At 53.1% G+C, this 23810-nt stretch carries 29 protein-coding genes; 18 read left to right on the forward strand and 11 right to left on the reverse strand.

The features are described 5' to 3' along the window. Positions 1 to 10 precede the first annotated feature (10 nt). From ACZ5M3_RS01170 to ACZ5M3_RS01200, 7 genes are read left to right on the forward strand one after another with little or no spacing between them, the layout of a single operon-like run. Positions 11 to 244: a hypothetical protein gene (locus ACZ5M3_RS01170; protein WP_464839896.1), complete on the forward strand. Its 234-nt coding sequence runs from the start codon at positions 11 to 13 to the stop codon at positions 242 to 244. Then, on the forward strand, positions 245 to 673 hold the full coding sequence (locus tag ACZ5M3_RS01175; RefSeq protein WP_464839897.1) for a PIN domain-containing protein: 429 nt from the start codon (positions 245 to 247) through the stop codon (positions 671 to 673). A gap of 4 nt (positions 674 to 677) precedes the next feature. Then, positions 678 to 1097 (forward strand): alpha-ribazole phosphatase CobZ, encoded by a 420-nt coding sequence (cobZ, locus tag ACZ5M3_RS01180; RefSeq protein WP_464839898.1) that lies wholly within the window; start codon positions 678 to 680, stop codon positions 1095 to 1097. Next, positions 1090 to 1347, forward strand: a complete 258-nt coding sequence (locus ACZ5M3_RS01185; protein WP_464839899.1) for a hypothetical protein — start codon at positions 1090 to 1092, stop codon at positions 1345 to 1347. Before cobZ ends, ACZ5M3_RS01185 begins: the two co-directional genes overlap by 8 nt. Continuing rightward, on the forward strand, positions 1344 to 2039 hold the full coding sequence (cobS, locus tag ACZ5M3_RS01190; RefSeq protein ID WP_464839900.1) for an adenosylcobinamide-GDP ribazoletransferase: 696 nt from the start codon (positions 1344 to 1346) through the stop codon (positions 2037 to 2039). Before ACZ5M3_RS01185 ends, cobS begins: the two co-directional genes overlap by 4 nt. Then, positions 2036 to 2578 (forward strand): NTP transferase domain-containing protein, encoded by a 543-nt coding sequence (locus ACZ5M3_RS01195; protein WP_464839901.1) that lies wholly within the window; start codon positions 2036 to 2038, stop codon positions 2576 to 2578. The genes cobS and ACZ5M3_RS01195 overlap by 4 nt, the downstream gene beginning before the upstream one ends. After that, on the forward strand, positions 2575 to 2787 hold the full coding sequence (locus ACZ5M3_RS01200; protein WP_464839903.1) for a hypothetical protein: 213 nt from the start codon (positions 2575 to 2577) through the stop codon (positions 2785 to 2787). The genes ACZ5M3_RS01195 and ACZ5M3_RS01200 overlap by 4 nt, the downstream gene beginning before the upstream one ends. On the opposite strand, the gene ACZ5M3_RS01205 is transcribed toward ACZ5M3_RS01200, so the two are convergent. Next, positions 2784 to 4235 (reverse strand): cobyric acid synthase, encoded by a 1452-nt coding sequence (locus tag ACZ5M3_RS01205; protein WP_464839904.1) that lies wholly within the window; start codon positions 4233 to 4235, stop codon positions 2784 to 2786. The genes ACZ5M3_RS01200 and ACZ5M3_RS01205 overlap by 4 nt on opposite strands. Positions 4236 to 4303: 68 nt before the next feature. Between ACZ5M3_RS01205 and cobT the strand changes: the two genes are divergently transcribed. Then, positions 4304 to 5314, forward strand: a complete 1011-nt coding sequence (gene cobT / locus ACZ5M3_RS01210) for a nicotinate mononucleotide-dependent phosphoribosyltransferase CobT (protein WP_464841008.1) — start codon at positions 4304 to 4306, stop codon at positions 5312 to 5314. Here the strand turns inward: cobT and ACZ5M3_RS01215 are convergent. From ACZ5M3_RS01215 to ACZ5M3_RS01225, 3 genes are read right to left on the reverse strand one after another with little or no spacing between them, the layout of a single operon-like run. After that, positions 5289 to 5753: a type II toxin-antitoxin system VapC family toxin gene (locus tag ACZ5M3_RS01215; protein WP_464839905.1), complete on the reverse strand. Its 465-nt coding sequence runs from the start codon at positions 5751 to 5753 to the stop codon at positions 5289 to 5291. The two genes, cobT and ACZ5M3_RS01215, sit on opposite strands and share 26 nt — an antisense overlap. Beyond that, on the reverse strand, positions 5743 to 5949 hold the full coding sequence (locus ACZ5M3_RS01220) for a hypothetical protein (protein ID WP_464839906.1): 207 nt from the start codon (positions 5947 to 5949) through the stop codon (positions 5743 to 5745). The genes ACZ5M3_RS01215 and ACZ5M3_RS01220 overlap by 11 nt, the downstream gene beginning before the upstream one ends. 29 nt (positions 5950 to 5978) lie before the next feature. After that, positions 5979 to 6572, reverse strand: coding sequence for an adenosylcobinamide amidohydrolase (locus ACZ5M3_RS01225; RefSeq protein ID WP_464839907.1), 594 nt, complete (start codon positions 6570 to 6572; stop codon positions 5979 to 5981). Positions 6573 to 6672: 100 nt separating this feature from the next. Between ACZ5M3_RS01225 and ACZ5M3_RS01230 the strand changes: the two genes are divergently transcribed. Further along, entirely contained in the window at positions 6673 to 7194 is a 522-nt protein-coding gene (locus ACZ5M3_RS01230) for a MogA/MoaB family molybdenum cofactor biosynthesis protein (RefSeq protein ID WP_464839908.1), read from the forward strand. Then, positions 7191 to 8381 (forward strand): molybdopterin molybdotransferase MoeA, encoded by a 1191-nt coding sequence (locus tag ACZ5M3_RS01235; protein ID WP_464839910.1) that lies wholly within the window; start codon positions 7191 to 7193, stop codon positions 8379 to 8381. Before ACZ5M3_RS01230 ends, ACZ5M3_RS01235 begins: the two co-directional genes overlap by 4 nt. Here ACZ5M3_RS01235 and ACZ5M3_RS01240 read toward each other — a convergent pair whose 3' ends face one another. From ACZ5M3_RS01240 to ACZ5M3_RS01250, 3 genes are all read right to left on the reverse strand, one after another. Then, entirely contained in the window at positions 8382 to 8624 is a 243-nt protein-coding gene (locus ACZ5M3_RS01240; protein ID WP_464839911.1) for a hypothetical protein, read from the reverse strand. A 315-nt stretch (positions 8625 to 8939) separates the two neighbouring features. Then, positions 8940 to 10034 (reverse strand): DUF835 domain-containing protein, encoded by a 1095-nt coding sequence (locus ACZ5M3_RS01245; protein ID WP_464839913.1) that lies wholly within the window; start codon positions 10032 to 10034, stop codon positions 8940 to 8942. Positions 10035 to 10040: 6 nt separating this feature from the next. Next, positions 10041 to 11099: a hypothetical protein gene (locus tag ACZ5M3_RS01250; protein ID WP_464839914.1), complete on the reverse strand. Its 1059-nt coding sequence runs from the start codon at positions 11097 to 11099 to the stop codon at positions 10041 to 10043. A 119-nt stretch (positions 11100 to 11218) separates the two neighbouring features. On the opposite strand from ACZ5M3_RS01250, the gene ACZ5M3_RS01255 reads away from it, so the two are divergent. Further along, a complete protein-coding gene (locus ACZ5M3_RS01255; RefSeq protein WP_464839915.1) occupies positions 11219 to 12502 on the forward strand; it encodes an AMP-binding protein in 1284 nt (427 codons plus the stop codon). 83 nt (positions 12503 to 12585) lie between these two features. After that, positions 12586 to 13836 (forward strand): HD domain-containing protein, encoded by a 1251-nt coding sequence (locus tag ACZ5M3_RS01260; RefSeq protein WP_464841009.1) that lies wholly within the window; start codon positions 12586 to 12588, stop codon positions 13834 to 13836. Here ACZ5M3_RS01260 and ACZ5M3_RS01265 read toward each other — a convergent pair. Beyond that, positions 13829 to 14785 carry a transcriptional regulator gene (locus tag ACZ5M3_RS01265; protein ID WP_464839916.1) on the reverse strand — a complete coding sequence of 319 codons (957 nt, stop codon included), beginning with the start codon at positions 14783 to 14785 and terminating at the stop codon, positions 13829 to 13831. The genes ACZ5M3_RS01260 and ACZ5M3_RS01265 overlap by 8 nt on opposite strands. A gap of 44 nt (positions 14786 to 14829) precedes the next feature. On the opposite strand from ACZ5M3_RS01265, the gene ACZ5M3_RS01270 reads away from it, so the two are divergent. From ACZ5M3_RS01270 to ACZ5M3_RS01290, 5 genes are all read left to right on the forward strand, one after another. Continuing rightward, positions 14830 to 15360 carry a GNAT family N-acetyltransferase gene (locus tag ACZ5M3_RS01270; protein WP_464839917.1) on the forward strand — a complete coding sequence of 177 codons (531 nt, stop codon included), beginning with the start codon at positions 14830 to 14832 and terminating at the stop codon, positions 15358 to 15360. A gap of 57 nt (positions 15361 to 15417) precedes the next feature. Further along, positions 15418 to 16692: a tRNA(Ile2) 2-agmatinylcytidine synthetase TiaS gene (gene tiaS, locus ACZ5M3_RS01275; protein WP_464839918.1), complete on the forward strand. Its 1275-nt coding sequence runs from the start codon at positions 15418 to 15420 to the stop codon at positions 16690 to 16692. A gap of 58 nt (positions 16693 to 16750) precedes the next feature. Then, entirely contained in the window at positions 16751 to 16975 is a 225-nt protein-coding gene (locus tag ACZ5M3_RS01280) for a nucleotidyltransferase domain-containing protein (protein WP_464839919.1), read from the forward strand. Between the two features lie 616 nt (positions 16976 to 17591). Next, positions 17592 to 18929, forward strand: a complete 1338-nt coding sequence (locus ACZ5M3_RS01285) for a radical SAM protein (RefSeq protein WP_464839920.1) — start codon at positions 17592 to 17594, stop codon at positions 18927 to 18929. Then, positions 18922 to 20589, forward strand: coding sequence for an ABC transporter ATP-binding protein (locus ACZ5M3_RS01290; RefSeq protein WP_464839921.1), 1668 nt, complete (start codon positions 18922 to 18924; stop codon positions 20587 to 20589). Before ACZ5M3_RS01285 ends, ACZ5M3_RS01290 begins: the two co-directional genes overlap by 8 nt. A 61-nt stretch (positions 20590 to 20650) precedes the next feature. Here the strand turns inward: ACZ5M3_RS01290 and ACZ5M3_RS01295 are convergent, their stop codons facing one another. The 3 genes from ACZ5M3_RS01295 to ACZ5M3_RS01305 form a co-directional block, all read right to left on the reverse strand. After that, on the reverse strand, positions 20651 to 21571 hold the full coding sequence (locus tag ACZ5M3_RS01295; RefSeq protein ID WP_464839922.1) for an AAA family ATPase: 921 nt from the start codon (positions 21569 to 21571) through the stop codon (positions 20651 to 20653). Next, positions 21568 to 21822 (reverse strand): hypothetical protein, encoded by a 255-nt coding sequence (locus ACZ5M3_RS01300; RefSeq protein WP_464839924.1) that lies wholly within the window; start codon positions 21820 to 21822, stop codon positions 21568 to 21570. Before ACZ5M3_RS01300 ends, ACZ5M3_RS01295 begins: the two co-directional genes overlap by 4 nt. 91 nt (positions 21823 to 21913) lie before the next feature. After that, complete coding sequence (locus tag ACZ5M3_RS01305; RefSeq protein ID WP_464839926.1) at positions 21914 to 22924, reverse strand: deoxyhypusine synthase; 1011 nt, start codon at positions 22922 to 22924, stop codon at positions 21914 to 21916. A gap of 74 nt (positions 22925 to 22998) precedes the next feature. Here ACZ5M3_RS01305 and ACZ5M3_RS01310 point away from each other — a divergent pair, with 74 nt between their 5' ends. Next, positions 22999 to 23805 (forward strand): SDR family oxidoreductase, encoded by an 807-nt coding sequence (locus ACZ5M3_RS01310; protein ID WP_464839927.1) that lies wholly within the window; start codon positions 22999 to 23001, stop codon positions 23803 to 23805. Positions 23806 to 23810: the final 5 nt, after the last annotated feature.

A 23810-nucleotide genomic window follows, 5' to 3' on the forward strand; every position in this document is an offset into this window, starting at 1 on the left:
GGGGATGAAAATGGGAGCTTCCGAAATTGTCATACGGCTCAAGGTGCCTCCTGAGTGGGAGGGCATGTCCGAGGCCATAAGGGAGAAGGTAATCCTCGAAGTTTCCCAAGAGATACAGAGAAGGATTGAAGAAGCAAAAAAGTTCGAAGAAATCCTAAAAAAATCTCAACCCGATGAGGAAGGCCTCAAGAAACTGGAAGAAGAGATAGGGGAGAGGATAGCCCGGAGATACGGGGCGGTGTGAATGGAGCTTGTGCTCGACTTTAACGTCATTTTCTCGGCGCTCTACGGCAGGGGGGTTGCTTACAGAATTTTTACGGTGAACCACGTCCTTGAGAAGTTCAGATTTCTAGTCCCAGCATACCTCTGGGAGGAACTGGACTCAAAACGAGAGAGGACATCAAGACTCACAAAGTTGAGCGAAGGTGAAGTCGTCTACCTCATGTCCTTAATAAAGGCCCAGACCATAGTGATCCCCGAGAATATAGTTCTTCAGGGGCTGGAGGAGGCTAGGAAAATCTGTCCGGACCCAAAGGACGTTCCCTACGTGGCCCTTGCACTGGCACTTAACCTCCCTCTCCTCACGGGGGATAAAAGGCTTGCAGAATCTCTCAGAGGACGTATCAAAGTATACACTCCCAGAAAAGTTTTGAATCTCCTTGAAGGCGGGTAGAGATATGAACGCCCGAGAACTCCTTCGGAAGCTCGAATTTAGGAGGATTACACTCGATAAGATGCTCGACACCGCCCTAGAACTCTACATAGGGGAAGAAAAAGAGGCCGTCAGAGAAAAGCTCAGAGATCTGATGCTCCGCTACCTCAACGATATCAACGTCCAGGCCCTTCTGGTGGCTGCTCTTCTGCTTGAGGAGAACTTTGAGGTCAAAGGTGACCCGGTGAACCTCGTGGCCGACGAGCTGATAGGAATAGACATAGCAGAGTACATCGGCGGCAAGATGGCGCTCTTCAACTTCTTCTACTACGACACGAGGAAGCCGGGAATTCTGGCGGAACTCCCGCCGTTCCTCGACGATGCAATCGGAGGGTTTATAGCGGGCTGTATGACAAGACTTTTTGAGGGGGATTTTGATGACTAAAGTAGAAACCCGGAAGTGTCCCCTCTGCGGGGGCACGATGGTAAAGTCCGCAATTAAAAACTACGGTCACGCAAGGTTCTTCTGGAAACCGCCGTGGAAAAGCAAAACGACAGGGATTTTGAAGCCTTTCATCGAGGCAACGCCCTATCTCTGTCTCGACTGCGGTGTGGTTTTGGTCTTCGTGGACGATGAAACACTATCCATCCTCAGGGAGGAGTTCGAGGAAAAGAGAGCAGAGGTGAGCCTGTGAGGCACGTTCTGCCATTTCTTACAAGGGTTCCGATTGGAGGTGACTTCGAAAAGGTTAGAGGGGAGCTTTGGGCCTTTCCTCTTGTTGCTTTGGTGAGTTCGACCCTTCCGGTTGTCATACTCTATCTGAATCCTCCACTGGCCAATGTTTTAGCCCTTCTGGCGCTATACTTCACGATAGGTCTCCTTCACCTCGACGGCCTGGCCGACTGGGCGGACGGGGTAATGGCCAAAGGCGACAGGGAGAAAAAAGTGAAGGCAATGAAAGACCTCAACACGGGCATAGCCGGAATCTTCGCGGTTGTGATGGTTCTGTTCCTCCAGGTTTACTCGCTCACACTCGTTCCGTTCTACGCGCTCTTTTTGGCAGAACTGAACTCCAAGTTCGCCATGCTCCTCGCTTTAATAACGAAGAGACCCCTCGGACAGGGTCTCGGGGCGTACTTCATGGAGGGGATGGACGGGAGACAGCTTGCCGTTGGAGTGACCCTCTACTCTCTCCTGATGTCCCCCGCGGTTTTCCTCGAACCGCGTGCTCTCTCCTCCATCCTCGGACTTCTTGCGGGGGCTTACGTCATCCACATCTCGCTGAAGGACTTCGGCGGGATAAACGGCGACTGCATAGGCGCAATAGCAGAGGCAACGCGGGCCGGAACGCTCCTGGTGCTGGCGTTTGTGTGGTGGTACCTGTGATAGTCATCATGGCCGGCGGAAAATCCACGCGCATGGGTCTTGAGAAGCCCGTCCTGAAGGTCGGAAATAAACCGATGCTCCTGCGCGTTTACGAGGAGACCGTAAAAGTTGGAGAGGTGCTCGTTGCCGTCTCCAAGAACACACCGAAGACGATGGAACTCTGCCTCCGCGAAGGGATTCCGTTCATTGAAACTCCCGGAAAGGGTTATGCAGAAGACGTTGGGTGGCTTTTAAGGGAGTTTGGCTCTTTCATCAGCGTTTCCTCGGATCTGCCATTTTTAAAGGCATGCGATGTGAGGGCCATCGAGAAAGTCTTCAACGGGAGGACGAGCCTGACTGGAGTCCTTCCGCTGAAGCTCGTTCCGAAGGACCCGCATCCAGTCGTTTACATGGGCTACGCGATAGTCGGCCTGAACGCCGTCGGAACTGAAGGTGAGCGTTTTTTCGAGCTGAGCAACCCCCTGCTGGCTCTCAACGTGAACACTCCGGAAGAGTTAAAGCTTGCGAGGAGGATAGCGGAGCTGGTGGGTGAGCGATGAGGCTGGAGAGGGTGTCCGGGGTTCTGCTCTTCATAGGCATTCTTGTAATGGGCGGCCTTCTCTTCTTCGGATTCCTGCTCTTCGCGGTGGTATTCATAGTTATCGCGGTTCTCCTCCTTCTCGGCGCTTACGCATACATCCGGTTAAAGCTGTGGTGGAGGAGAAAACACCCGCCGAAGGTGCTTGAGGCCCCAGAGGACTACCTCTAGGCCCCAAGCTCCCCTAAAATTCTCCCCACATCAATGCTCCTCTCAACGATCCTTGCGAACCTCTCTATCTCTTCCTCGATGCTCCAGCCCTCGATCGAAATCGGTTCGAGCCCCTTCTCCAGCCTGAGGAAGTTGAGGAACCTCTCGGTGAAGGCAAAGTTGTGGAAGATGCCGTGCACGTAGGTGCCGAATGCCCTTTCACCAACAGCTCCCTCCGGCTCGAAAACTTTCGCACCGTTTACAGAGGTTATTACCGAGAACGGCTTTTCCGATACCGATCGCCCCATCCTTATCTCGTAGCCCTCAACAGCCATTCCCTTAGCGGGTTCCCAGAGTACCCTCGCGCCGAGATGATTCGTCCTCTTGGTTTTCTCAAAGACCGTTTTGGCCGGAAGCAAACCGATTCCTTTGACCCTCCCGCGCTTTGATTCAACGGTGTCTATTATCTCCCTCCCGAGCATCTGGAAGCCCCCGCAGACTCCCACAATGAACGAACCTTCGCGATGGGCCTCCAGTATGGCTTCTTCAATCCCGCTCTCACGCATCCAGAGCAAGTCCTCAACCGTGTTCTTGCTTCCCGGGATTATGACGAGGTCGCCCCCGATTTCCCCGGGTTCTGTCACGTAATCGACGCCGTTCGCCCAGTGCAGGGGTTCAAAGTCGGTGAAGTTGCTGATGTGGGGGAGCTTGACAATCTGGATGTGAAGCTCGCCCTTCACCTTCGGGAACTCGGTCAAGGAATCCTCCTCCGGGAGGCGGTGCTCGATGTGGGGGATAACCCCAAGGGCGGGCTTACCGTAGCGTTCTTTCAGGTATTCAAAGCCCGGCCTGAGGAGCGATCCATCCCCACGGAACTTGTTGAAGACGAAGCCGATTATCGCTTCCCTCTCCTCGGGTTTTAGAAGCTCCATTGTGCCCACTATGCTCGCGAAGCTCCCGCCCCTGTCTATGTCGGTGACGAGGATTCCCCTGGCCTTTGCGTGGAGCATGACACGGGTGTTCGCTATGTCGTAATCCCTGAGGTTTATCTCCACCGGACTGCCGGCGCCCTCGATGATAACAATGTCATGTTCTCGTTTTAGGTGGTCGAGGACTTCCATGGCCTTGTGGAAGAGCTCTTCCTTTCTTGAGAGCATGTAGTCCCTGGCGGAGACGCTCCCAATCGGTTTTCCCATAAAGACGACCTGGCTCCTCATATTCCCCTCCGGCTTGAGCAGGATCGGGTTGAACCTCACGCTCGGCTTCTTCCGGCAGGCTATCGCCTGCAGATACTGGGCCCTGCTCATCTCGCCCCCCTCTATGCTCGGCGCGGAGTTGAGGCTCATGTTCTGGCTCTTGAATGGAACCACGTCGTAGCCGAGGTTCGTGAAAATCCTGCAGAGGGCCGTTGCCAGGAGGGACTTGCCCGCTCCGGATGAAGTTCCGAGTATCATCAACGCCTCTCCCATTCTCCCACCGTTAAGAGTTGGCCGAAGGGCATATAAAGTATTGGATAAAAAGTCCAGCGGTGGTCAGGATGAAGAGCCTCTTCCTGCTGGTATTGGGGAACACCGAGATAAGCACCGTCCCCGGAATAAGTGTCGCCGGGGCGACGCCCGAACTGACGAAGCTGACACCCCCAGCGGACGCCGAATACCTCTTCCACGAAAAGCCGCTGATAATCGACGCCATACCCGTGACCCCGGAGGGACACCCGACGCCGGCCATAATAACAAAAGCCGCCAGAGAGCTCGCGGGCTTTCCCCTCCTCGTCATCAGGGGTGGGACTTATCTCGCTCCACTCGTCCCCCACGTGCACATCAGCGACTCCATCGGGAGGGACTTCAGGAAGGAGCCCGCCCTCCCTGAGTTCGGGGAGATAATAAAGCGGGCAAAGCTTCTTGGCGAGGAGCTGAACAGAACGCCGGTTGAGGAACTGGTAATCGGCGAGTCCACCCCCGGAGGAACTACGACCGCCCAGGCCGTTCTCTGGGCGCTCGGTCACGAAGCCAAAACGAGTTCAGCATCGCCGGATAACCCGCAGAGCCTCAAGGAGAAGGTAATAAGCGAGGCCTTCGAGAGAGCTGGAATCGAGAAAGGAGGGCTGGGGGACAACCCGCTTGAGGCCCTTAGGCAGTTCGGCGACCCGATGATGGCCACTGTGGTCGGCCTCGCGATGGGCTTCAGGAAGAACGTTGTATTGGCCGGGGGGACTCAGATGCTGGCGGTCTCGGCCCTTCTAAAGGCCCTCGGCGAGGACTTGACCAGGTTAATGATAGCAACCACCCGCTGGGTCGTGACCGATAAGAGCGCGACCTTCCTTGAAACAGCGAAGGAAATCGGGATAATCACCTACGCCGCTGACCTCGACTTCTCGAAGAGCGAGTTCAAAGGCCTCAGGGACTACGAGCGCGGCTACGTCAAGGAGGGTGTCGGGGCGGGAGGAGCAACGTGGCTCGCCGTAAAGGCGGGCTTCTCGCCGGGGGAGGTCTCCGCGAAGGTTGAGGAGCTCTACAGGAGGCTCATGGAAATGAAGTCGTCTCCCTGAGCAGTTCAGCCTCTATCCCAGCTTTTACCGCTTTTTCGTACATCTTTTTGTCGTCGGTTATGAGCCTCGCGCTGGCTCTTTTTGCACACGCAAGGAAGAGAACGTCGAAGCCGCTCGCTTTCGTGGTGATTCCGAGATCAATGGCGGTTTCGAGGAGGTAAACATCCGAGTACAGCAGGGAATGTTCAGTGATAAAACTGATTGCAAGCCTGGAAAGGGCGGGGCTACTGGAAAGGCGTGAGACGACGGAAGCCGTCTCCACAAGCATGACAACCGGCTCGTGTAGCAGTATCCTACCCATGGCCACCTCGTCGAGGATAGACTTCGCTTTTCTGTGAAGCCCGAGCCTAGAGTAGTAAACTTCGTCCTTTTTCTTCCGCTTTGGTGGAACAAAGCCCTTCACAAATACACTGGTGTCAAGGACGAAGTCAGTAGTCATACTTCCTCTCCCTCATCCCCCGTATCATCTGGGTTATGTCCTCTACGTCTTCCGTGTACTCTGTCTCATTTTCTGCGAGTTGGATGAGCTCCTCAAGGGTAACCTTGCCCTTCCGAAGTTCCCTTAATCGTAGCTTCAACAAGAGATTCTGTGCATCAAGGAAGAGCCTTTCAACCTGAGCCTCTACGTCCTCCATTCTCCCACCGACCCTAATAGGGATTGAAGCTATTTAACCCTTCTCGTCCTCTCCCACTTTCTCAAGCTCTCCTCCAGTGCCTTTCTCACGGCCCTCCCGATGTTGATGCCAAGCTCCGTTGCAGTTCCGGCCCATTTGATCTCTCCCTCGAAAGCGAAGACCCCAATTCCGTCGCTCGTCGTTCCGGTGGCACTGTAGCCGAGGCTCAGCAGTGTGTATGTTTTCGCCTCCGTTGCGGTCATCACCGCGTTCACCATCGCTCCGGGGGCGAGTCCCTCCTCGATGACGAGGGCGATGTTTATCGTTCCCGGCTTCCACGGGGGCGGCTCTTCACCGGCTATGGCGGGGTTCGTTATTCCAGCGGTGACGTAGGCCGTAACGCCATTGACCCTCGACGTTGCGAGGACCTTGCTCACATCGGCGGCCGTCATGAAGCCGACGAAGTTTTCAAGGCCGTTCTTCCTCTCGAAGGCGAGGCAGTCCCTCCTATAATCGCCGGAGTAGTTCTTGTGCACCATCATGAAGAAGAAGCCGTTTGCCCTCGTCAGCCCTCCCCTGTGCGGCGCGTTGCTCAGCGACAGCATCGGCTCATCGAAGGGGCGTATGAAGTGGTTGAGCTCCATGCCTTCCTCCTCGACTTTTCAGAATATAACCATTCCTGTTAAACGCTCCCGTTTGCTGAAAGGTTATTAAGGCAGGAGAATATTTTACCCGGGTGGTAACATGGGAGTGGAGGAGCACAAGAGGAAGGCCCCAAAGAGGTTCAAGTTCGCGGTCATAACGGTGAGTGACACGGCCAGCAGGGGAGAAAAGGAAGATAGGAGCGGAAAGTTTCTCATCGAGGAGCTGGAAAAGGCGGGGCATGAGAAGGTTTACTACTCAGTCGTCCCCGACGAGAAGATGGAGATAATCGGAGCAGTTGTCGAGGCCTTCAAAGCAGGCGCCGATGTTCTCGTGACCTCCGGCGGGACGGGGATGGCGCCCAGAGATGTCACCGTGGAGAGCGTCAGGCCGCTTTTCGACAAGGAGCTGAACGGCTTCGGAGAGGTCTTCAGGCTTCTGAGCTACGAGGAGATTGGAACCGCCGCAGTCATGACGAGGGCGACCGCCGGGATAATCAGGAGCTCCGGCAGAACTATGGCCGTCTTCTGCCTGCCAGGCAGTCTCGGGGCGGCGAAGACCGGGGTCAAGATAATTCTGAACGAGGCAGGGCACGTGCTGAAGCACGCGGGGGAGCGGAGATGAGGGAGTTCAAAAGACTGACCCCCTACAGGGATGCCTTTCGAATGATGATGGACGACCTGAGGGAGATCCCCGATGCGGAGGAAGTCTCCCTGACTGAGGCCCTCAGCAGGGTCCTGGCGGAGGACGTGACTTCCCCCATAGACAGCCCGCCCTTTGACAGATCCGCCGTTGACGGCTATGCCCTCCGCGCCGAGGACACCTTCCCTGCGAGGGAGTACAGCCCGGTCGAGCTCAGGGTTGTGGACGAGATCACGGCGGGGGAGGAGAGCGGGGTCACGGTTGAGCCCGGCACCGCCGTAAAGCTCATGACGGGGGCAAAGCTGCCGGAGGGGGCGAATGCCGTCATCATGCAGGAGATGGTGGAGCGTGAGGGGAGCGTCATAAGGGTTCTCAGGCCGGTTGCCCCGGGTCAGAACGTGGCCTTCGCGGGGGAGGACGTTAGGAAGGGGGAGGTCGTTCTGAAAAAAGGCCAGATTCTGAGGCCTCAGAATCTCGCACTCCTCAAGAGCCTCGGCTTTAAAACGGTGAAGGTCAAGAGGAGGCCCCGTGTCGGGATAATAATAACCGGCGACGAGCTGATCGAGGAGTTCGATGAGGATGCGCTGATGTCCGGAAAGATCCTGGAGAGCAATTCGGCCATGCTGGCCGGCCTGGTCATGGAGTACTTTGGAGAGCCGGTCTTCTATGGCGTTGTCCCGGATGAGGAGGATGCCATTCGCTCCGCGATAGAGAGGGCAAAGAAGGAATGCGACCTCGTCCTCGTCACGGGCGGTTCGGCCTTCGGCGACAAGGATTTTGCCCACCGCTTTGTCAGACTGCTCTTCCACGGGACGACGATAAAGCCTGGAAGGCCGGTAGGGTACGGCGAGAGGGTCTTCATAATGAGCGGCTATCCGGTAGCTGTCTTCGCCCAGTTCCACCTCTACGTCAAGCACGCCCTGGCAAAGCTGGTGGGGGCTAGAGACTACGAGGTGAAGGTTCACGCCCGGCTCACCGAGCGCGTTCCAAGCCAGCTCGGGAGGCACGAGTTCGTGAAGGTCTGGTACGAGAACGGAAAGGCAAGACCGATCCGGAAGAAGGGCAGCGGCATAATAAGCTCGCTGGTGGAGAGCAACGGCTACATAGTGGTTCCAGAGGACAGTGAAGGACATCTAGAAGGGGAGACCGTGGAAGTTGTGCTCTACTAGCTATGCCTCCTGGAGAAAAGACTCGAGGTGGACAAACTTCAGTATGGCCCGGACATCCTCGGGAATGTCGCCGAGCCTGCGGGGATCTGCGAGCATCTCAAGTACCTCAATGACCTCCGTGGTCTTCCTCTCCCTTCTCCTCCTGGGAGGGTAACCCTGCCAGGGGGGATAGTATTTGAGGAGTACCTCCCACTTGTTTCTTCCCGCGATTATCATGGTACCACTCGTGTGAATCTTGTACATGCCATTAATAAATCTTTTTGGCACACCATCTGCACGGCCGCCGATGTTTCGACGAAGAATCTGGCTATGGCCCGCCCGTAACCCCCGCCCCCATCGGTGCCTCACGGCGAACTCGGGCGGGTTAACCCAGGCGGGCCTCAGCTGTGCTCGGCCTGGGTTTCCCACGGTCATTGCGCTCCGTAACGCGGAAGGCCCTCCCGTGGGGACCTCGCTGAGGCCGAGCTGTAGCCCCCGCATCGCCCCCCGGTTCATTCTCCCCGGGGTCCTCGCGCAGGGGCAGTAATGGGTAGAAAAGAGGGGTATATAAAGCTGTCCTCACTCCATGAGCTTCCTGAGCTGGGCGTAGAGCCTGTTCTCAAGGCTCTCCTTCTCAATTACGAGTATCAGTGTACCCTTGTTGACTATAACAAAGTCCCTGAGCTTCGAAAGGAACTTCATGAGGCTCTCCCAGGAGTTGTAGACCGTCAGGTACTCAAGGCAGTCGATTACGATCACGCCCTGCTCCCCCATCCTGGCGGATTCTTCCAGATACTTGTACGCCAGTTCGGTCATCCTCGCGAGGTTGGTCGGGTTTATGGTGTTCTTGAACCGCCCCTGGAAGGGTATGGTCGTCACGAAGTAGTACTGCCACCCGTCCGGAACCTGGGTAACGTCCCTGACAAAGGCCAGAACCGGCCTGTCCTTGAGCTTCTCCTTGAGCTTCTGGTACTCCTTTCCGTTAACAACCATCACGCCCGGCTTGAGGTCGATGGGCTGTGCCGTCCTGCCCTCCTGCGGCATGAAGAACTCCGATGAAGTGAGCTTTACCATCGCCACTACCATTCCTATTATGAGGGCAGTGGACAGGGTAAAGCCTATGGATTTGTACCACTCGGTGTTCCCGAAGAGTGCCGCAGGGACTAGATGGATGCCGAATAGTATTATGCTGATGTAGAGATATCTGACGGCACTTTTGTATATCTCCTTGGTTTCCTTCAGAAGGAGACCGCCGGCGATGACGAATACTCCGGTTATGCCGAGGGTGGCGGCGCTGGTTATTGACCACAGGGCGTCCCCAGTGTAGATGTATACTCCAATCATGTATACCATAAAGGCAACCGGCATCACCGCGAGCATTGAGAGGGTTCTGTATCTGACGGTTATTGACTCCTCCTCAAGGAACTTCACTGCACCGTAGAAGATAAGGCCCGAGAACGTGGGGAGAAGGAGCATGCCTATCATTTGAAACGTCGGGTTCGTAAGAACCGTCGAGAGAATTGCCAGGAAGTCAAACACCCAGGCGAGAGAAAAGGCCAGGGCTGATCTCCTCTTGTTGTGGAGATATATACGGAATATCCACACTGCCGCTATGAGGTCAGCTATCAAAACCATGGCGGCCTCAGCAAGCACGATCGCCTGAATACCGTCCAACACATCTCACCCCACTTTCCTTTCGGGGTCTCCAAACCCATCCCATTTAAACGGTCCGTGTGGGGGTGTTCTGACTGCCGTTTCATCCTCGAATTTAACGACCAGAACTTCAGGCCGGGCTATAACTATTGCAACCCGTCCGCGTTCGCGGCGCTTGACTATGCGGTATCCATCTTCCCCACGCTCCATGGGGAACACCAGTGTGAAGGGGTAGTTGGGGTAGTACCAGAACTCTTCCCTCATGTGTACACCCACTAGGTCCCCAAATAGGTAATACCCATAAAGGGGTATAAGCTTTGTGCCTTCAAACTTTTCGCGGAGCATCTCAAAGAAGGTCTGGTTTATACCCACCCCGCTTATTATCGCCGTCTCAATGCTGTCGCTGTAAGGTTCGAAAAGCGCCATGAGAGGGGGTGCAGAGCGCACCGTGTTTATTTTATCATTCTCCATGATGCGGTTGGTGTACCTCACAAGAGGATCTAGTATCTTCAAAACTGTCTGGAGGCCCTGAGTTTCATAAACCTTTTTTAGGCCGTCCGTTTCCATACCTATGAAGTACAGAACACCTCCATAGCTCCATACGAGCTCGCTTATTTCCTCCTGGAACCATCCGTACGGGCCGTGGGCTATTGCCCTCATCTGGTGGGCATCGTTGTAAAGCTCGTCCAGGCCGTAGATCTCATCGAGGGCCCTCCTAAGATACAGATGACTTGCTAGGAGATACTCTCTGTCCCAGTGCCCGATGGCCCTCTCCCTGGTCGTTCCAGAGGACTGATAAAACCTTATCCTGCCAGAATAGCCCTCGGGTACGAACTCCAGCCAGTTGTGTCTGAGGTAATCCTCGTCCACAATCAGTCCGGAATTAAAAATCTTCTCAAAAACCTCCTCAAGCCTGCCCTGAAAGATTTCATCGAGGTCAGGCTTCAGCTCATTAGAAATCTTCCTCCAGTAAGGGGTCGCCTGGAGATGAAACTCAAAGACCTCCCTGAGGTACTCAACTGAATCGGTGCTGTCAGCGCTCAGAGGATCTTCATAGAGTTTATCCAACACTTCTCCGTAGTTCATGGGGTTAATTTAACGGGGACGGTATAAAAACCTTTCCTATTGAAATCCATCCAAAAAGGGTTGGACAAACCCCAACAATTATATATCATTAGCTCGATTTACTAGTTCGGTGAGCGCCCATGACCCTGATTGTTGGAAGAACCGACAAAGAGGGGATTGAAGATTTTAGATACACCCTCAGCAAGAGCCTGGAAACGACCAGATTCTGGCAGGAGAAGTTCTCCGGAGTCGATCCGGATGGGATAACCTTCGATGACCTTGCTGATCTTACCGATAGGGTAACGATAACGCCCCATGATCTCTACGATGTTGACAGGGTGTGGCCTGATTACATCCAGAGGGCTCAGGTATTCCACACCGTAATGAGAACGAGCGGAACGACCGGAAAGCCCAAGAGAATAGCCTACACCAGGGACGACCGCTTCCGAACGGCCCGCCAGGTAGAGCCTTGGATCAGGGAGTACATGGATAAAGGGGACAGAATTGCCTCGTTCTTCCCACCACTGCCGTCTTCATCAGGAATGTTCGCCTTTGGGAGCTTTGAAGCACTCAACGCGAAGTCCGCATACTACCAGATCCCCATCCAGTACCTGCTTGACAAAGAGATGCTCCTCAAGGAGCTCAACTACATCAAGCCCACCGCACTCTTCTGCCTGACGGCAACTGCCTACAACCTCGGTCTCGTCCTCCCGGAGTCCATAAAGAAGGACATACAGACCATAGTGGTCGGAGGCGAAACCCTAACCCCCGAGCTCGCGAGGGCGACGCTTGAGCTGTTTGAGAACGCCGTGATAATCGACAACTTCGGCTCGACCGAGGATGCTATCACGGGCTACCGCGTCATCACGAGGAAGAAGGCCACGAAGTTCAACTTTGAGGAGTCCATAGTCATCCTCAAGGACAACGGGGACGGCTACGACGACTACAAGCGCATCTACATAACCAAGGTCATGAGGGAAGGCGAGCTAACGGGCCTGCCCCTCTTCAACTACGACATAGGCGACCTCGCAAGGATAGAGAACGGAGAGGTCAGGAACATAATCCGCATCAAGGACGTGGTAACGCTCGCGGGAGCCAAGCTCCATATCGACCAGGTGATGGGGATAGTCTACGACCACCCGGCCCTCCTGGACTTCGTGATAATCTATCACCCGCTCTCGCCCGAGAACCCCAGACCGAAGGCCATACTCCGCGTCGCCTACAGCGGCGAAAAGCCCGCCGGAATAGAGGACGAGGTCAGGGAGCTCATCTACGAGGCGAACAACCCCGTTCGCTACGAGGTTGAGGAGTCCAAGCAGGCCGAGCTGATAATCGAAGCAGTTCCCCTTGAGAAGCTCAGGGCCGACCTCCCGAAGAGGCTCGGAAAGACCAAGAGGATATACATCGTGGGCAAGGATCTCTGATTCTGCCGTTCTTTCCCTTCCAATTTTGTCACAATGCCGAAAATTTATATAAGACTCTTCTCAAACTTCCAGCGGTGGTGTCAATGGATGGGAAGATTATTCACGACGGCATTCACGGCAGCATGAAGCTCACCGGCATTATCCTCGATCTCGTCAAAACCCCCGAGTTTCAGAGGCTCAGGAACATAAGACAGCTCGGTTTGGCATACCTCGTCTACCCCGGTGCCAACCACAGCAGGTTCGAGCACTCCCTCGGCGCGTGGCATCTCGCCAAACGGCTCTCCCAGGAGGTCGGCCTGGATGAGAACGAAAGCATGCTCCTCCAGGTGGGGGCCCTGCTCCACGACATCGGCCACGGGCCCTTCAGCCACACCTTCGAGAGCATATACAAGCACTACGTCAAGGAGCACGACCACATGCACCTCGGGCAGGACATGGTGCTGGGGAGGATAAACATCACAGAGAGCGAAAACGGTGGGAGGATTCCGGAGATAATCGAAAGCTACGGCTACGACTTCACACCCAAGGACGTTGCTGATCTCATACGCGGAAAGCACGAAAAGCACTATCTCGGCCACATGCTCCACGGCGACGTCGACGTCGACCAGCTGGACTACCTCGTGAGGGACGCCCACTACACAGGCGTCGCCCATGGGATAATAGACCTTGAGAGGCTGATGAAGGTTCTGAGGATACACGGCGGCGAACTCGTTGTCGATGAAAAGGGAATAGAGGCCGTTGAGGGAATGATGGTGGCAAGGTCGCTCATGTACTCCCGCGTCTACTTCCACCACACCGTTAAGATAGCTGAAGGCATGCTGACCAGAGCGCTGGAGTTCGCCCTGGAGGAGGGCTACCTCTGGGACTTCTGGCGCATGACCGACTGCAGGGTTCTAGTCGAGCTGGAAGACCTCGAGGGGTTCCCGGCCGAGATGGTAAGGCGTATAAAGTACCGCGAGCTTTACAAGGCCGCCGTTCTGGCCAGCGCCGACGAGCTGAGCGGAGAGGAAAAGAAGGAACTCCTAACGGCCTACAGAAATGTGAAGCGGAGGCAGGAGATAGAGAGAACCCTCGCGGACATGGTCGGCGCGAGGGAGGGTGAGGTCATCCTTGAGTTCAGCATAGCCGACCTCATGCTCAGCGAACCGAGGCTCAAGGCGACGGAGATAAACGTCCTTCTGGGCAGCGGGGAGCTTCAGCCGCTGACCAAGGTCACGCCCCTTGCCAACGCCCTTAAGAGGCGCCAGACGCCGCGCTGGGCAGTCTTAATAGCCGCGCCGAAGGAGTACGTCCCAAAGGTAAGGGAGGTCTGGAGAAAGGTCATCTTCAGCTGAAGAGCTGTTTCTTTATCTCCTTCTTGAGCTCCTCTATCATCTCTATGAGCTCATCGGCGTCCCTGACCTCCTCAAGCCTCTCCTTGGGAATCAGGGGGACGTCGCCGACGACCTCGGTTCTCGTTTTCTCCAGTATGAAGACGCCATCACTGTTGATTATCCTGCTCACCTCGGTAACCATCTCCGCCCTCTTCACCGTCGAGCGGGTCTTTCTCTCGTCTATGCCGGTCAGGATGTTGAACTCATCCTCCTTTGACACAGCGTTGAAGGGGGCCTTCTTGACCTTCACAACACCGAGACCGAGGCCCTTGAGGCGCTCGAATATCTCCCTCTCAAGCGGGCTTTCAGGGGTAACGCTGAGGTCAGCCTCCACAGTGGAGTGAAGGATGTCGATCGGCTCTGCAAGCGGCTCGTCGAACAGTTCTTCAAGCCGTATAGCGACCTCCAGGGAGACCGCCTGCTCGCCGCGCTCGTAGTTTATCAGGCTCTTCCGTGAAACGCCGATGAGCTGAGCTAGCTCGTTCACGGAATAGCCGTACTTCTCCCTCAGCCTCTTCAGAAGCCCGCCGTTTATCCTGACGTAGAAGCCCCCGCGTTCGGCGAATATGGCCGGCAGCTCATTCTCAACGAGGATGTCGTAGAGGGTTTCCGGCCGCAGAGCGTATATCCCGAAACGCTCGTAAACCACCCCCTCCTCAAGCTCGGCGTTCTTTGTCTTCAGTCCGACTATCAGAGGGGACGCCTTGAAGAACTTGGACAGGCGCTTCAGGTCTTCGGCCTGCTCCTCGGTGACGGTGTCTATGTTGGTGGCCACCTTGATGAAGAGCAGGAGGAGTAACCCGCTCGCCACTATGTCAAAGCACGACCCCTTGAAGTCCATCCGTGCCGTTTTGTATCCCGTGCCCCTGAGTATCGCCTCGACCGTTCTGATGAGCCTTTCCCTGTCCATCATTTTTAAATACGCAAAGGGCTTAATAAAGTTAAGGTGTTCGCATGAGGCCGATTATCCTTAAGGGCAACCTCGTTTCCCTGGGCGTTCTCCTCAGGGAGGACTTGAAGCACGTCTGGGTCTGGTACAACGACAGGGAAGTTAGAAGGTACCTGTCGTATCCTGAGGAGGTGTTCTTCTACGAGGACGAGCTCGAATGGTACGAGGCTCTGAGGCGGGAGAAGAAGCACGAGAAGGTCTTCGCAATCATAGAGAACTCCTCACGCTCCCCCGTTGGACTCGTCGGCCTCCACAAGATAGACTACCACAACGGCAGAGCGGAGCTGGGCTACTTCCTTGCCAAGGAGTACTGGGGCCACGGATATGCCAGCGAAGCCGTAAAGCTCGCCCTCGATTACGCCTTTGAGTGGCTCAACCTCAGGAAGGTTTACGCCCACGTCTTCGAGACCAACGCCCCCTCCATACGGGTCCTGGAAAAGAACGGCTTCAAACTCGCCGGCCGCTGGAGGAGGCACCAGTACGTCCCCGGGAAAGGCTTCGTTGACGTGCTCCTGTACGAGAAGTTCAGGGGGTAGCGGCCACACTTACGGGGCTCCGGTTGATTTTTAAACCCCCACTCTCTTTTCTCAGCGATGATACTACACATCGGTATTGACGACACAGACTCACCTGATGGCATGTGCACGACCTACCTCGGAGCCCTCCTCTACCGGGAGCTGTCGAGGATAGCGGAGCCTCTGGACCTGCCCAGGCTTGTCCGGCTCAACCCGAACATCCCATACAAGACGCGCGGCAACGGAGCGGTCGCGATGACCTTTGAGACCGATGAGGGAACCATCCCGGAAATCAAAGACCTCGTCCTCTCCCATGTAGGCCGGCTTTCCGACTTCACCCACGAGAACACCAACCCCGGCGTCGTGTTCTTCGAGGGGAAAATTCCAGACGAGCTGAGGGAGTTCTCGCTGAAAGCTTTGAGGGAGCACGTTACGATCAATGAAGCGGAGAGGGTCGCTAAGAAGGTTGGGGCGGAGTACTTCAAGTTCAAGCTCGGCAGAGGAATAATCGGTGCACTCGCGGCCATCGGCTATCCCCTGGAGAGGTTCACCTACGAGCTTCTGGCCTACCGCAAGCCGGACAGCTGGGGAACTCCGAGGAGAGTGGAGGGAGAGAGCGTTTTCGCCGCCGACCGCTGGAGCTACCCCTTCAGCTACGACAACGTTGACCCCTATAAGAGGAGCGTTCTGATAACGCCCCACGGCAAGGACCCCGTCCTCGTCGGGATTAGGGGGATTGACAGGGCCAAAGTCCTCCAGGTCTTCGAGATGGTGGAGTTCGGGGAGCCGGTGGCTTTTTACCAGCTCTACAAGACTAACCAGAACACCGACGACCACCTAACGCCGAAGAAAATATCCCAGCTGAAGCTCTACGACAGTGCCATAGTCAGGGGCAGGGTTGCCAGGCCCTACTGGGAGCGCGGGAGGCACGTTTTCTTCGAGCTGGAGGACGAGACCGGGAAAATAAGGGTAGCGGCCTTCGAGCCGACCAAGAAGTTCCGCAACTGGGTCAGAAAGCTCCTGCCAGGCGACGAGATTATCGCCGCCGGCGGCGTTAAGGAGCACGAGGGCGTTCTCACCCTCAATTTGGAGAAGTTCTATCCTGTGGAGCTCGTTCCGAAGGTCGAGTACCGAAAGCCAAAGTGCCCGAAGTGCGGTGGAACTATGAAGAGCAAGGGGGACTACCTCAAGTGCAAGCGCTGCGGGTATAGAATGCCAAAGAGGCTCATTCCGGTTGAGGTGCCGCGCGGATTGGAGAAGAAGATTTACGAGGTTCCGCCAGATGCGAGGAAGCACCTTTCGAGGCCTCTCGTTTTGCCGGGTGGGGAGGATAAGCTGTTGGAGCTTTTGTGATTGTATGATAAACCAAAAACCCTTTATGCAATCCCACCAAAAATCCTTTGGTGGTAGTGTGTCCATCATAGAGCAACTCCGCAGGGACTTCAGGAAGTTCAAAGACCTCTGCATGGGGATTCTTCTCTCCGGCTCCCACGTCAAGGGAGAGGCGACTGGGCGGAGCGATGTGGACGTTTGCCTGGTGAGACCGGAGCCAGGGACGTACGAGAAGGCTCTAGAGAGGCTTATAATGAGTATGATGTTAAGGTTTTTGAGGAGCTCCCTCTGTACGTCCAAGTAGATATAATCAAGAACCATAGGGTCATATGGGACAAGCTTGAGCTCTCGGAGTACTTCTACGGGTTTAGAAAACTGTGGGAAGACATGGAACATAGGGAGATACTTGGAAAAGCTTGAGAAATTGTAGGTGCTCTAAAGAAATTTAAATTTGGTTTTCGTGGAGATGTAGAGAAACCTAAGACACCTTAAAGAGGTTTTAGAGTGAATTCTTCTTTGTAATTTCTTTCTTAGGAGATTAAATGGAACATCTAAAGGGGAAACCTTAAGATCACTAATCACATCTTAGTTCGGATTTTGTTTTCTATCAGATAAAATGAATCATATTTTTAGGTTTAAAACTTGAGATTAATAACATAAGGTTCTCAAAAATATTTTAAATTTAAGATGAACAATCGTAATTGCTGAGGCATGAGCCTGTGAAGCATGATGAACCTGCAAGGTGGTGAACATGAAGAGTCTAGGTTTGAAGGCAATAATTCCGCCTGTGGCTCCGAGTGCTGGGGGCTCGGGCAACTACTGCTGCTGTAACAAAGTCAACACAAACTGAAGCCTTAGAACTTTATTTTTATTTTTTAATTAATCAACACGGCGTACTCATCACACATGGAGGTGTTATAATGTCTATGGAAGTTCACATACTACCAAAACAGATTAATGAAAATGAATATGTTGCATTCGATCCAATGAGTAAAACTGTCCTAATACTAAATAGGAAAGAAAAAAATATAATAGAAAAATTCCAAAGAAGTATTCCACTATCTAGGTCTGAAAAATACATCCTTAAAGACATAATTGATTTCCTAAATGAGAAACGTGAAAATGCCCCCAAACAGCAATTTCCATTAGATGGATCCCCCAATATGATGGTATTAATGGTATCTCAACTTTGCAATATGAAATGCAAATATTGCTATGCTCATTCCGGTACATATAACACCCCTGGAGTTATGAAAGAAAGCATAGGAAAACGGGCTCTTGATATTGCAAACGATTTAGAAGTAACAAATATAAAATTCTACGGAGGAGAACCTCTAATAAATTTTGAATTAATATCCAAGCTTGTTAAGTATGCAGAGAGACAGGGGTATAACTTTAAATATGGAATAATCACGAATGGAACATTGATAGGTAAAGAGATAGGCTATTTTCTAAAACAACATGATTTTGAGGTCACAATAAGTATTGATGGACCAAGGGAGATAAATGACTTAAACAGAATATACTCCACAGGTAAGGGAACACATGATGATATCATAAAAGCCGTGAACTTATTGAATGATTTAGAAGTTCCTTTAGCCTTAGAGATCACATACGCCCGTAATTATATCGGCAAATATACCATATCAGATATTTTGGATTACCTTAACAATTATTCGAAGACTTTCATAGTAGGATATGTTCTGCCCACAGTGGATGGACATCGACAAGTATACGAACCAACCGAACAAGAAGTTGAAAACATGATGACAGAACTTGTAAATTACCTCTTTACAAAATGGGAAAATGGGATTCAAATACGAGAAATGGGAATCTGCATGATACTTCGTGAGCTTTTAGACCCAGTCTATCATGTTAAAAAATGCATATGCCCTGAATTCCCAACTAGAATCACTGTATTTCACGATGGTAGTGTATACCCCTGCCACCAAGTGTATCTAGACAAACGTTTCTATATAGGGCATATAATGGACAGGGAGTTTAAGGATACATTACAGAGACAATTCAAAAACGCAGTGGATAATTTTGCGATGTCTAATCTTCATACAAATAATAACGAACAATGGATATTTAGTGTCTGTAGCTTTTGTAAAGCCCATCTAATGGAAGTTAGTGGTACTTACTATCTAAGATATCCAAATGCTTACCAAAAAGTACTAGAACATATCATATATAACATGGTCACTAGAAACATGAGATCAGTCATACATACGCTAGGGGGTACTATAATTGAGTAAAGCACTCCGCAGAGTTCTTCAGATTGGACTGGCTCACAAGAAATACGTGTTCCTCCTCATAACTTTGGGGGCAGTATCAACCCTCCTATCTGCAGCTGTGCCGTTTTACATCCAAAGCCTCATTGAAAACCTCGGCAAGATGAATACCGATGATATCCTGAAGAATATCGGAATTATACTCCTCCTGTACACCGCATCAACGATCATCTACCTATACTCAGGTTTTGTTAGCAACTTCGCAGAGACGAAAGCTGCCGCATGGCTTAAAAGAAAACTGTTCATCTCAACTCTGCTCTCAGAGAACATCAACCCCGGTGATGCCCTCTCCAGAATGCAATCGGACACGGAAATCGTCGGTAGAATGGGAATGTCTCTAATCCCCGCCATCATTATAGAGGCATTTTCTCTAATCATTGGAGTGACGGTTATCTTTAGACTAAACCCATATCTAGGTGCCGTCACCCTCCTAACACTTCCAGTCTACGGTCTCTCCCTTAGAGCGTTCATCCATGGACTTAAGCTGGCCTCTTCAGAAGAGAGAAAGAGATACTCAGAGAGCGTTACCGCATTTAAAGAGGGAATAGACGGTAGGCTTGATATAAAGACCCTCGATGCGTTCGACTACCTTATCAAAAGGGTCTCGGAAAGGCTTGACCGTTGGGTCAATGCATCAAAAAAAGTTGCTTTTTACAGCACGGCCAGCTATGGTCTTCAGTCGTATCTATCAACGATCCTACCACTTCTTGTTCTCCTAAGTGGCGTAGTTTTTGTTAAGAATGGAATGGCCACTCTTTCGTCGGTGATCGCCACGTTTACATATCTCGGCAGAGTCTATTACCCCGTTGAGCGATTTGCATTCTTCTGGAGCAGTTATCACAGAGCCGTTCCCATAATTGAAAGAATATGGGAGTTCATTGAAATCGAACCGTCCCTTGAAAGACCAACGTGTACTCCAGAAGATTGGGATATCGAACTGCAGGGTGTATCCCTATCCCGCGAGGGAAGTCATGTTCTAAAGGAAATCTCCGAGAGAATTGCCTTTGGCAAAAACCTCGGCATAGTGGGTCCTTCGGGAGTTGGAAAAACAACGCTAGCCTTGATAATCTCGGGAATAATTAGACCCACCAAGGGCAAAGTTAAGATCGGAAAGTGTCCACCCGAGTCCCTTCTTGGCAGGGAACTTATCTATGTTCCGTCACAGCCGTATCTCTTTGAGGGAACGGTTAGGAAAAACATTGCTCTCGGAAAAAATCTCACAGACAGCGAAATTGTAGAGATCCTAAAAACCGTTGAACTTGAGGAACTAAATCCCGATTTACCTATTGAAGAGGGCGGTAAAAATCTATCGTTAGGCCAGAGACAGAGGATAGCCTTAGCGAGAGCTCTAGCTAGAAATCCTAGGATCATAATACTGGATGAAGCCACTTCGGGTATGGATTCTGAGAGGGAAGCAAGAATCCTCCAAAGGTTGAGAAAAATGGAGATGACCCTTATCACCATATCCCATAGACTCTCAACAATCAGAGAGATGGAAGAGATATGGGTTCTTGAGGAGGGCAGGATATTGTGCAGGGGTAGGCACGAAGAGCTGTTTAAGAGTTGCGAGAAATACCGTGAGCTGTTCAAAGAGCAGGAGAAAAGCAAGAACGCTCTTTACTAACCCCCGCCGTGAGTCACAGACTGGCCTGACTTGCAATGGGGTCCTCTAAGGGCACCATGACTCAATACACCAACCCAAACAGGAACAGCGGAATCCTGTCCCTGCCTGTGAGAAGGCCATCAACCGCTATGTAGTCTGGTTTCTGGTATCTCCCCTTCGATTCACCGTCGACCTCAATTATCCATTCCTCAACCTTAAAGTCTGCCGTCTTTTCACCCCTCTTACCCTTGAGGTAGCAGAGGCCGTGGTGACGCAGGTGGTTGACGAAAAATTCCTCTCTCAGGGCCCCTCTGTTTACCTCGAAGCCCTTTCTGGCAAAGAACTCCCTCAGCGGGACGGTGAGGTACAGTTTAGGCTCCTTTCTGCCGCTGCCACAGGGATTAATTACGATCAGGAGGCCGGCCTTTGAAAGGTCTTCCACAAGCCGTATGGCCATGTTCTTGGACACTTCGAGAGCTTTGGCTATCCGCGAATAGTTGGCCTCGAAGGGGGCGGACTTGGCGACGATATAGAGGAGCTTGAATGCGTCGGTCTCGTACTTGACGCTGACCTCCCGGAAAGCTGAGAGGTCCTCTAGGATTACCTTCCTGATGGAGTTATCTAGGGCATCGTAAAAGCCGCTCTTCGGATAGAGCACACCCCCCGCGCGCATGTACTCCCCCCAGAGTGGGTGAAGCTCAGCGTACATATTTGTCAGGTCAAACGCTTTGGAAAGGACGTCTCCTAGTGAATACCTTGGAACGTCGAAGCCCCTCTTTATGTTGAGCCACTCCCTGAAGGAAGCCGGTGGGAGTTCCTTGAGGACAACCCTCCTCGACAGGTCGGCCCCTGAATGAACCAAATCAATTGCTGATGAGCCTGAGAAGAAGATCCTAACTTCGTGCTCGTCGTAGAGGGTCTTTAAATCCTCGGCCCAGCCAGCTTTCCGGTGAATCTCGTCAATGAAAACGTTCCTGTATCCCATCTCCGCGAGGGACTTCACCACCTCGTAAAGAGAGAATGTTTTATAATGGTCGAATCGGCCGAAAAGTAAACGCTCCTTTCTGTTTCATTTGCCAGCTGAAGTAAAAGAACAGTTTTGCCAACGCCGCGAATCCCTTTGACACCGACGTAGTACTCTTCATCTATACTTTTGAGCTTGTGAAAGAGGAAGCGTCTTCTGGGGAACTTTCTGGCCCACGCCATCACCCGTCTGCTCGTTGCGATGAGGGATGTGAGTATCCTCCCGTCCATACTCTTATCTTCGAGTTGCATCTTTATAAACCTTGTCCTCATGCGAGGACGATATGCATGCATTTCGTTCTTACAAAAGGACAAAAAGAAATCAGCCCCTCATAACCTTCCACACCAGCAGCGGAAACACTAACGTCGCATCGGCCCAGATTTCAACGTAGTCCGCCTTAGCCCTTATCTTGCCCCAGCTGACGCCCTCGCTCGGCGGTGCACCGCTCAGCGAGCCGTCCCAGGGGATTGCCGTTGTTATGTAGATTGCGTAGTCCGTTCCTCCTCTGAAGAGGTTGGCGTTGATTATGGCGTGCTTCGGCAGCGAACCGCCGAGGATTATCGAGGCGGTTTCCTTGGCTGTAACCGCTAAATTGTTGAGCTTCACTATGTCGTTGGCGATGTCTATTATCAGCTCCCTGTCCCCGCGCTCCTCCTTGAAGAAGTATAGCATGTCCCCTATCGAGCCGTCGGTAATGGCCGGACAGAATATCGGCACATCCCTCTTGTAGGCCCAGTAGATTACGCTTTTTTCCTTCTCCTTCCCGAGCTTCTCGTCCATGTATCTACCAAGCTCGTAGATGAACTCGCTGGCCGTGAGCGGCTTGCCCCTCTCGCGCTCCATCTCAAGAACCCGCTCGAAGAAGGGTATCATGTACTTCTCGAATTCAATATACCTGTCGTTGGGCACGAAGATGTTGCCTATCCTGTTGATGCCCTTCTCGCGCATCTCCGCGTCGTTGACCTTCCAGTCGCCGAGGATGAAGGGCTTGAGGACCTTTATGAAGTCCTCCTCGATTCCTCCGGCGGTGGTCACTATGACGTCCACCTTCCCCTCCTTCACGAGCCACGCGATCAGCTCGCGCAGGCCGGAGGAGACTATGTTGGAGGTGTAGCCGAGGAAGACGCGGACTTCTTTTCCCCCGGCGCGCTTCTCCTCGACCTTACGCCATATCTCTATCGCCCTTCCGAGGTGCGTCGCCTGAAAGCCTATTCTCTCGTAATAATCGAGAACCTCTTCAAGGCTTGAAACCTCGTCCAACCAGGGCCCCTCTATTGGAAGGCCCTCAACCTCTTCGCTCTCCTTCAGCACTATGTCCTTCGGCTCGGTCATGGTCTTCGCTTGGAGTGGGGACGTATAAAGTTTTGGTCGGGAAGGTTTTTATCCTTCTGAAACAACCCGCGTTTATGAGCGTGAAAATCGACCTCGATGGGCTTGGGGTCATCGTCACAGCGTCGTCGAGGGGGATAGGCTTCAACGTCGCCAGGGGACTTTTGGAGAGGAACGCGAGGGTCGTGATAAGCTCGCGAAACGAGAACCACCTGAAAAACGCCCTGGGGGAGCTGTCGGAATACGGAGAGGTCTACGGTGTGATCGCGGATGTCGTGAGGAAGGAGGATCTGGAGAACCTCGTGTCGGAGGCCTGGGATGCCCTGGAGGGCATTGACGCCCTGGTCTGGAACGCCCCAAACGTCTCCTGCGAGCCGTGTTTAGTCCATGAAGCCAGCTACAACGACTGGCTTGAGGCGGCAAGACTTCACACGGTCGCCCCCGCCTATCTCACAACGCTCCTCGTAAAGAGGTGGCTGGCGGAAGGCAGAAAAGGCGTTCTCGTTTACCTCAACTCCGTCTCGATAAAGGAGCCGATGCCCCCGCTGGTTCTGGCGGACGTTACGAGAGCCGGCCTTGTCCAACTGGCGAAGAGCGTTTCAAGAACCTATGGTAAGAAGGGAATACGGGCATACTCCGTCCTCCTCGGCAGCTTCGAGACCCCTGGGGCAAGGGAGAACTTGAAAAAGCTCGCCGAGGCGAGGGGAGAGCCCTTTGAGGAAACCTGGGAAAGAGAAGTTTTGGCGAGAACGCCCCTCCACAGGACCGGGAGATGGGAGGAGCTCGGTTCGCTGGTGGCTTTCCTCCTGAGCGACGAGGCTGAATACATGCTCGGCTCCACGGTTGTCATAGACGGCGCGATGACGAGGGGGATAGACATTTAAGCCCA

It is taken from the genome of Thermococcus coalescens, assembly GCF_055392585.1.

What these genes read in the sequence shown, in the direction of transcription:
- ACZ5M3_RS01170 (WP_464839896.1), top strand. Translation starts at nt 11, where the DNA reads ATGGGAGCTTCCGAAATTGTCATACGGCTCAAGGTGCCTCCTGAGTGG.
- ACZ5M3_RS01175 (WP_464839897.1), top strand. Translation starts at nt 245, where the DNA reads ATGGAGCTTGTGCTCGACTTTAACGTCATTTTCTCGGCGCTCTACGGC.
- cobZ (WP_464839898.1), top strand. Translation starts at nt 678, where the DNA reads ATGAACGCCCGAGAACTCCTTCGGAAGCTCGAATTTAGGAGGATTACA.
- ACZ5M3_RS01185 (WP_464839899.1), top strand. Translation starts at nt 1,090, where the DNA reads ATGACTAAAGTAGAAACCCGGAAGTGTCCCCTCTGCGGGGGCACGATG.
- ACZ5M3_RS01200 (WP_464839903.1), top strand. Translation starts at nt 2,575, where the DNA reads ATGAGGCTGGAGAGGGTGTCCGGGGTTCTGCTCTTCATAGGCATTCTT.
- ACZ5M3_RS01205 (WP_464839904.1), bottom strand. Translation starts at nt 4,235, where the DNA reads ATGGGAGAGGCGTTGATGATACTCGGAACTTCATCCGGAGCGGGCAAG.
- cobT (WP_464841008.1), top strand. Translation starts at nt 4,304, where the DNA reads ATGAAGAGCCTCTTCCTGCTGGTATTGGGGAACACCGAGATAAGCACC.
- ACZ5M3_RS01215 (WP_464839905.1), bottom strand. Translation starts at nt 5,753, where the DNA reads ATGACTACTGACTTCGTCCTTGACACCAGTGTATTTGTGAAGGGCTTT.
- ACZ5M3_RS01220 (WP_464839906.1), bottom strand. Translation starts at nt 5,949, where the DNA reads ATGGAGGACGTAGAGGCTCAGGTTGAAAGGCTCTTCCTTGATGCACAG.
- ACZ5M3_RS01225 (WP_464839907.1), bottom strand. Translation starts at nt 6,572, where the DNA reads ATGGAGCTCAACCACTTCATACGCCCCTTCGATGAGCCGATGCTGTCG.
- ACZ5M3_RS01230 (WP_464839908.1), top strand. Translation starts at nt 6,673, where the DNA reads ATGGGAGTGGAGGAGCACAAGAGGAAGGCCCCAAAGAGGTTCAAGTTC.
- ACZ5M3_RS01235 (WP_464839910.1), top strand. Translation starts at nt 7,191, where the DNA reads ATGAGGGAGTTCAAAAGACTGACCCCCTACAGGGATGCCTTTCGAATG.
- ACZ5M3_RS01240 (WP_464839911.1), bottom strand. Translation starts at nt 8,624, where the DNA reads ATGTACAAGATTCACACGAGTGGTACCATGATAATCGCGGGAAGAAAC.
- ACZ5M3_RS01250 (WP_464839914.1), bottom strand. Translation starts at nt 11,099, where the DNA reads ATGAACTACGGAGAAGTGTTGGATAAACTCTATGAAGATCCTCTGAGC.
- ACZ5M3_RS01255 (WP_464839915.1), top strand. Translation starts at nt 11,219, where the DNA reads ATGACCCTGATTGTTGGAAGAACCGACAAAGAGGGGATTGAAGATTTT.
- ACZ5M3_RS01260 (WP_464841009.1), top strand. Translation starts at nt 12,586, where the DNA reads ATGGATGGGAAGATTATTCACGACGGCATTCACGGCAGCATGAAGCTC.
- ACZ5M3_RS01265 (WP_464839916.1), bottom strand. Translation starts at nt 14,785, where the DNA reads ATGGACAGGGAAAGGCTCATCAGAACGGTCGAGGCGATACTCAGGGGC.
- ACZ5M3_RS01270 (WP_464839917.1), top strand. Translation starts at nt 14,830, where the DNA reads ATGAGGCCGATTATCCTTAAGGGCAACCTCGTTTCCCTGGGCGTTCTC.
- tiaS (WP_464839918.1), top strand. Translation starts at nt 15,418, where the DNA reads ATGATACTACACATCGGTATTGACGACACAGACTCACCTGATGGCATG.
- ACZ5M3_RS01285 (WP_464839920.1), top strand. Translation starts at nt 17,592, where the DNA reads ATGTCTATGGAAGTTCACATACTACCAAAACAGATTAATGAAAATGAA.
- ACZ5M3_RS01300 (WP_464839924.1), bottom strand. Translation starts at nt 21,822, where the DNA reads ATGGACGGGAGGATACTCACATCCCTCATCGCAACGAGCAGACGGGTG.
- ACZ5M3_RS01305 (WP_464839926.1), bottom strand. Translation starts at nt 22,924, where the DNA reads ATGACCGAGCCGAAGGACATAGTGCTGAAGGAGAGCGAAGAGGTTGAG.
- ACZ5M3_RS01310 (WP_464839927.1), top strand. Translation starts at nt 22,999, where the DNA reads ATGAGCGTGAAAATCGACCTCGATGGGCTTGGGGTCATCGTCACAGCG.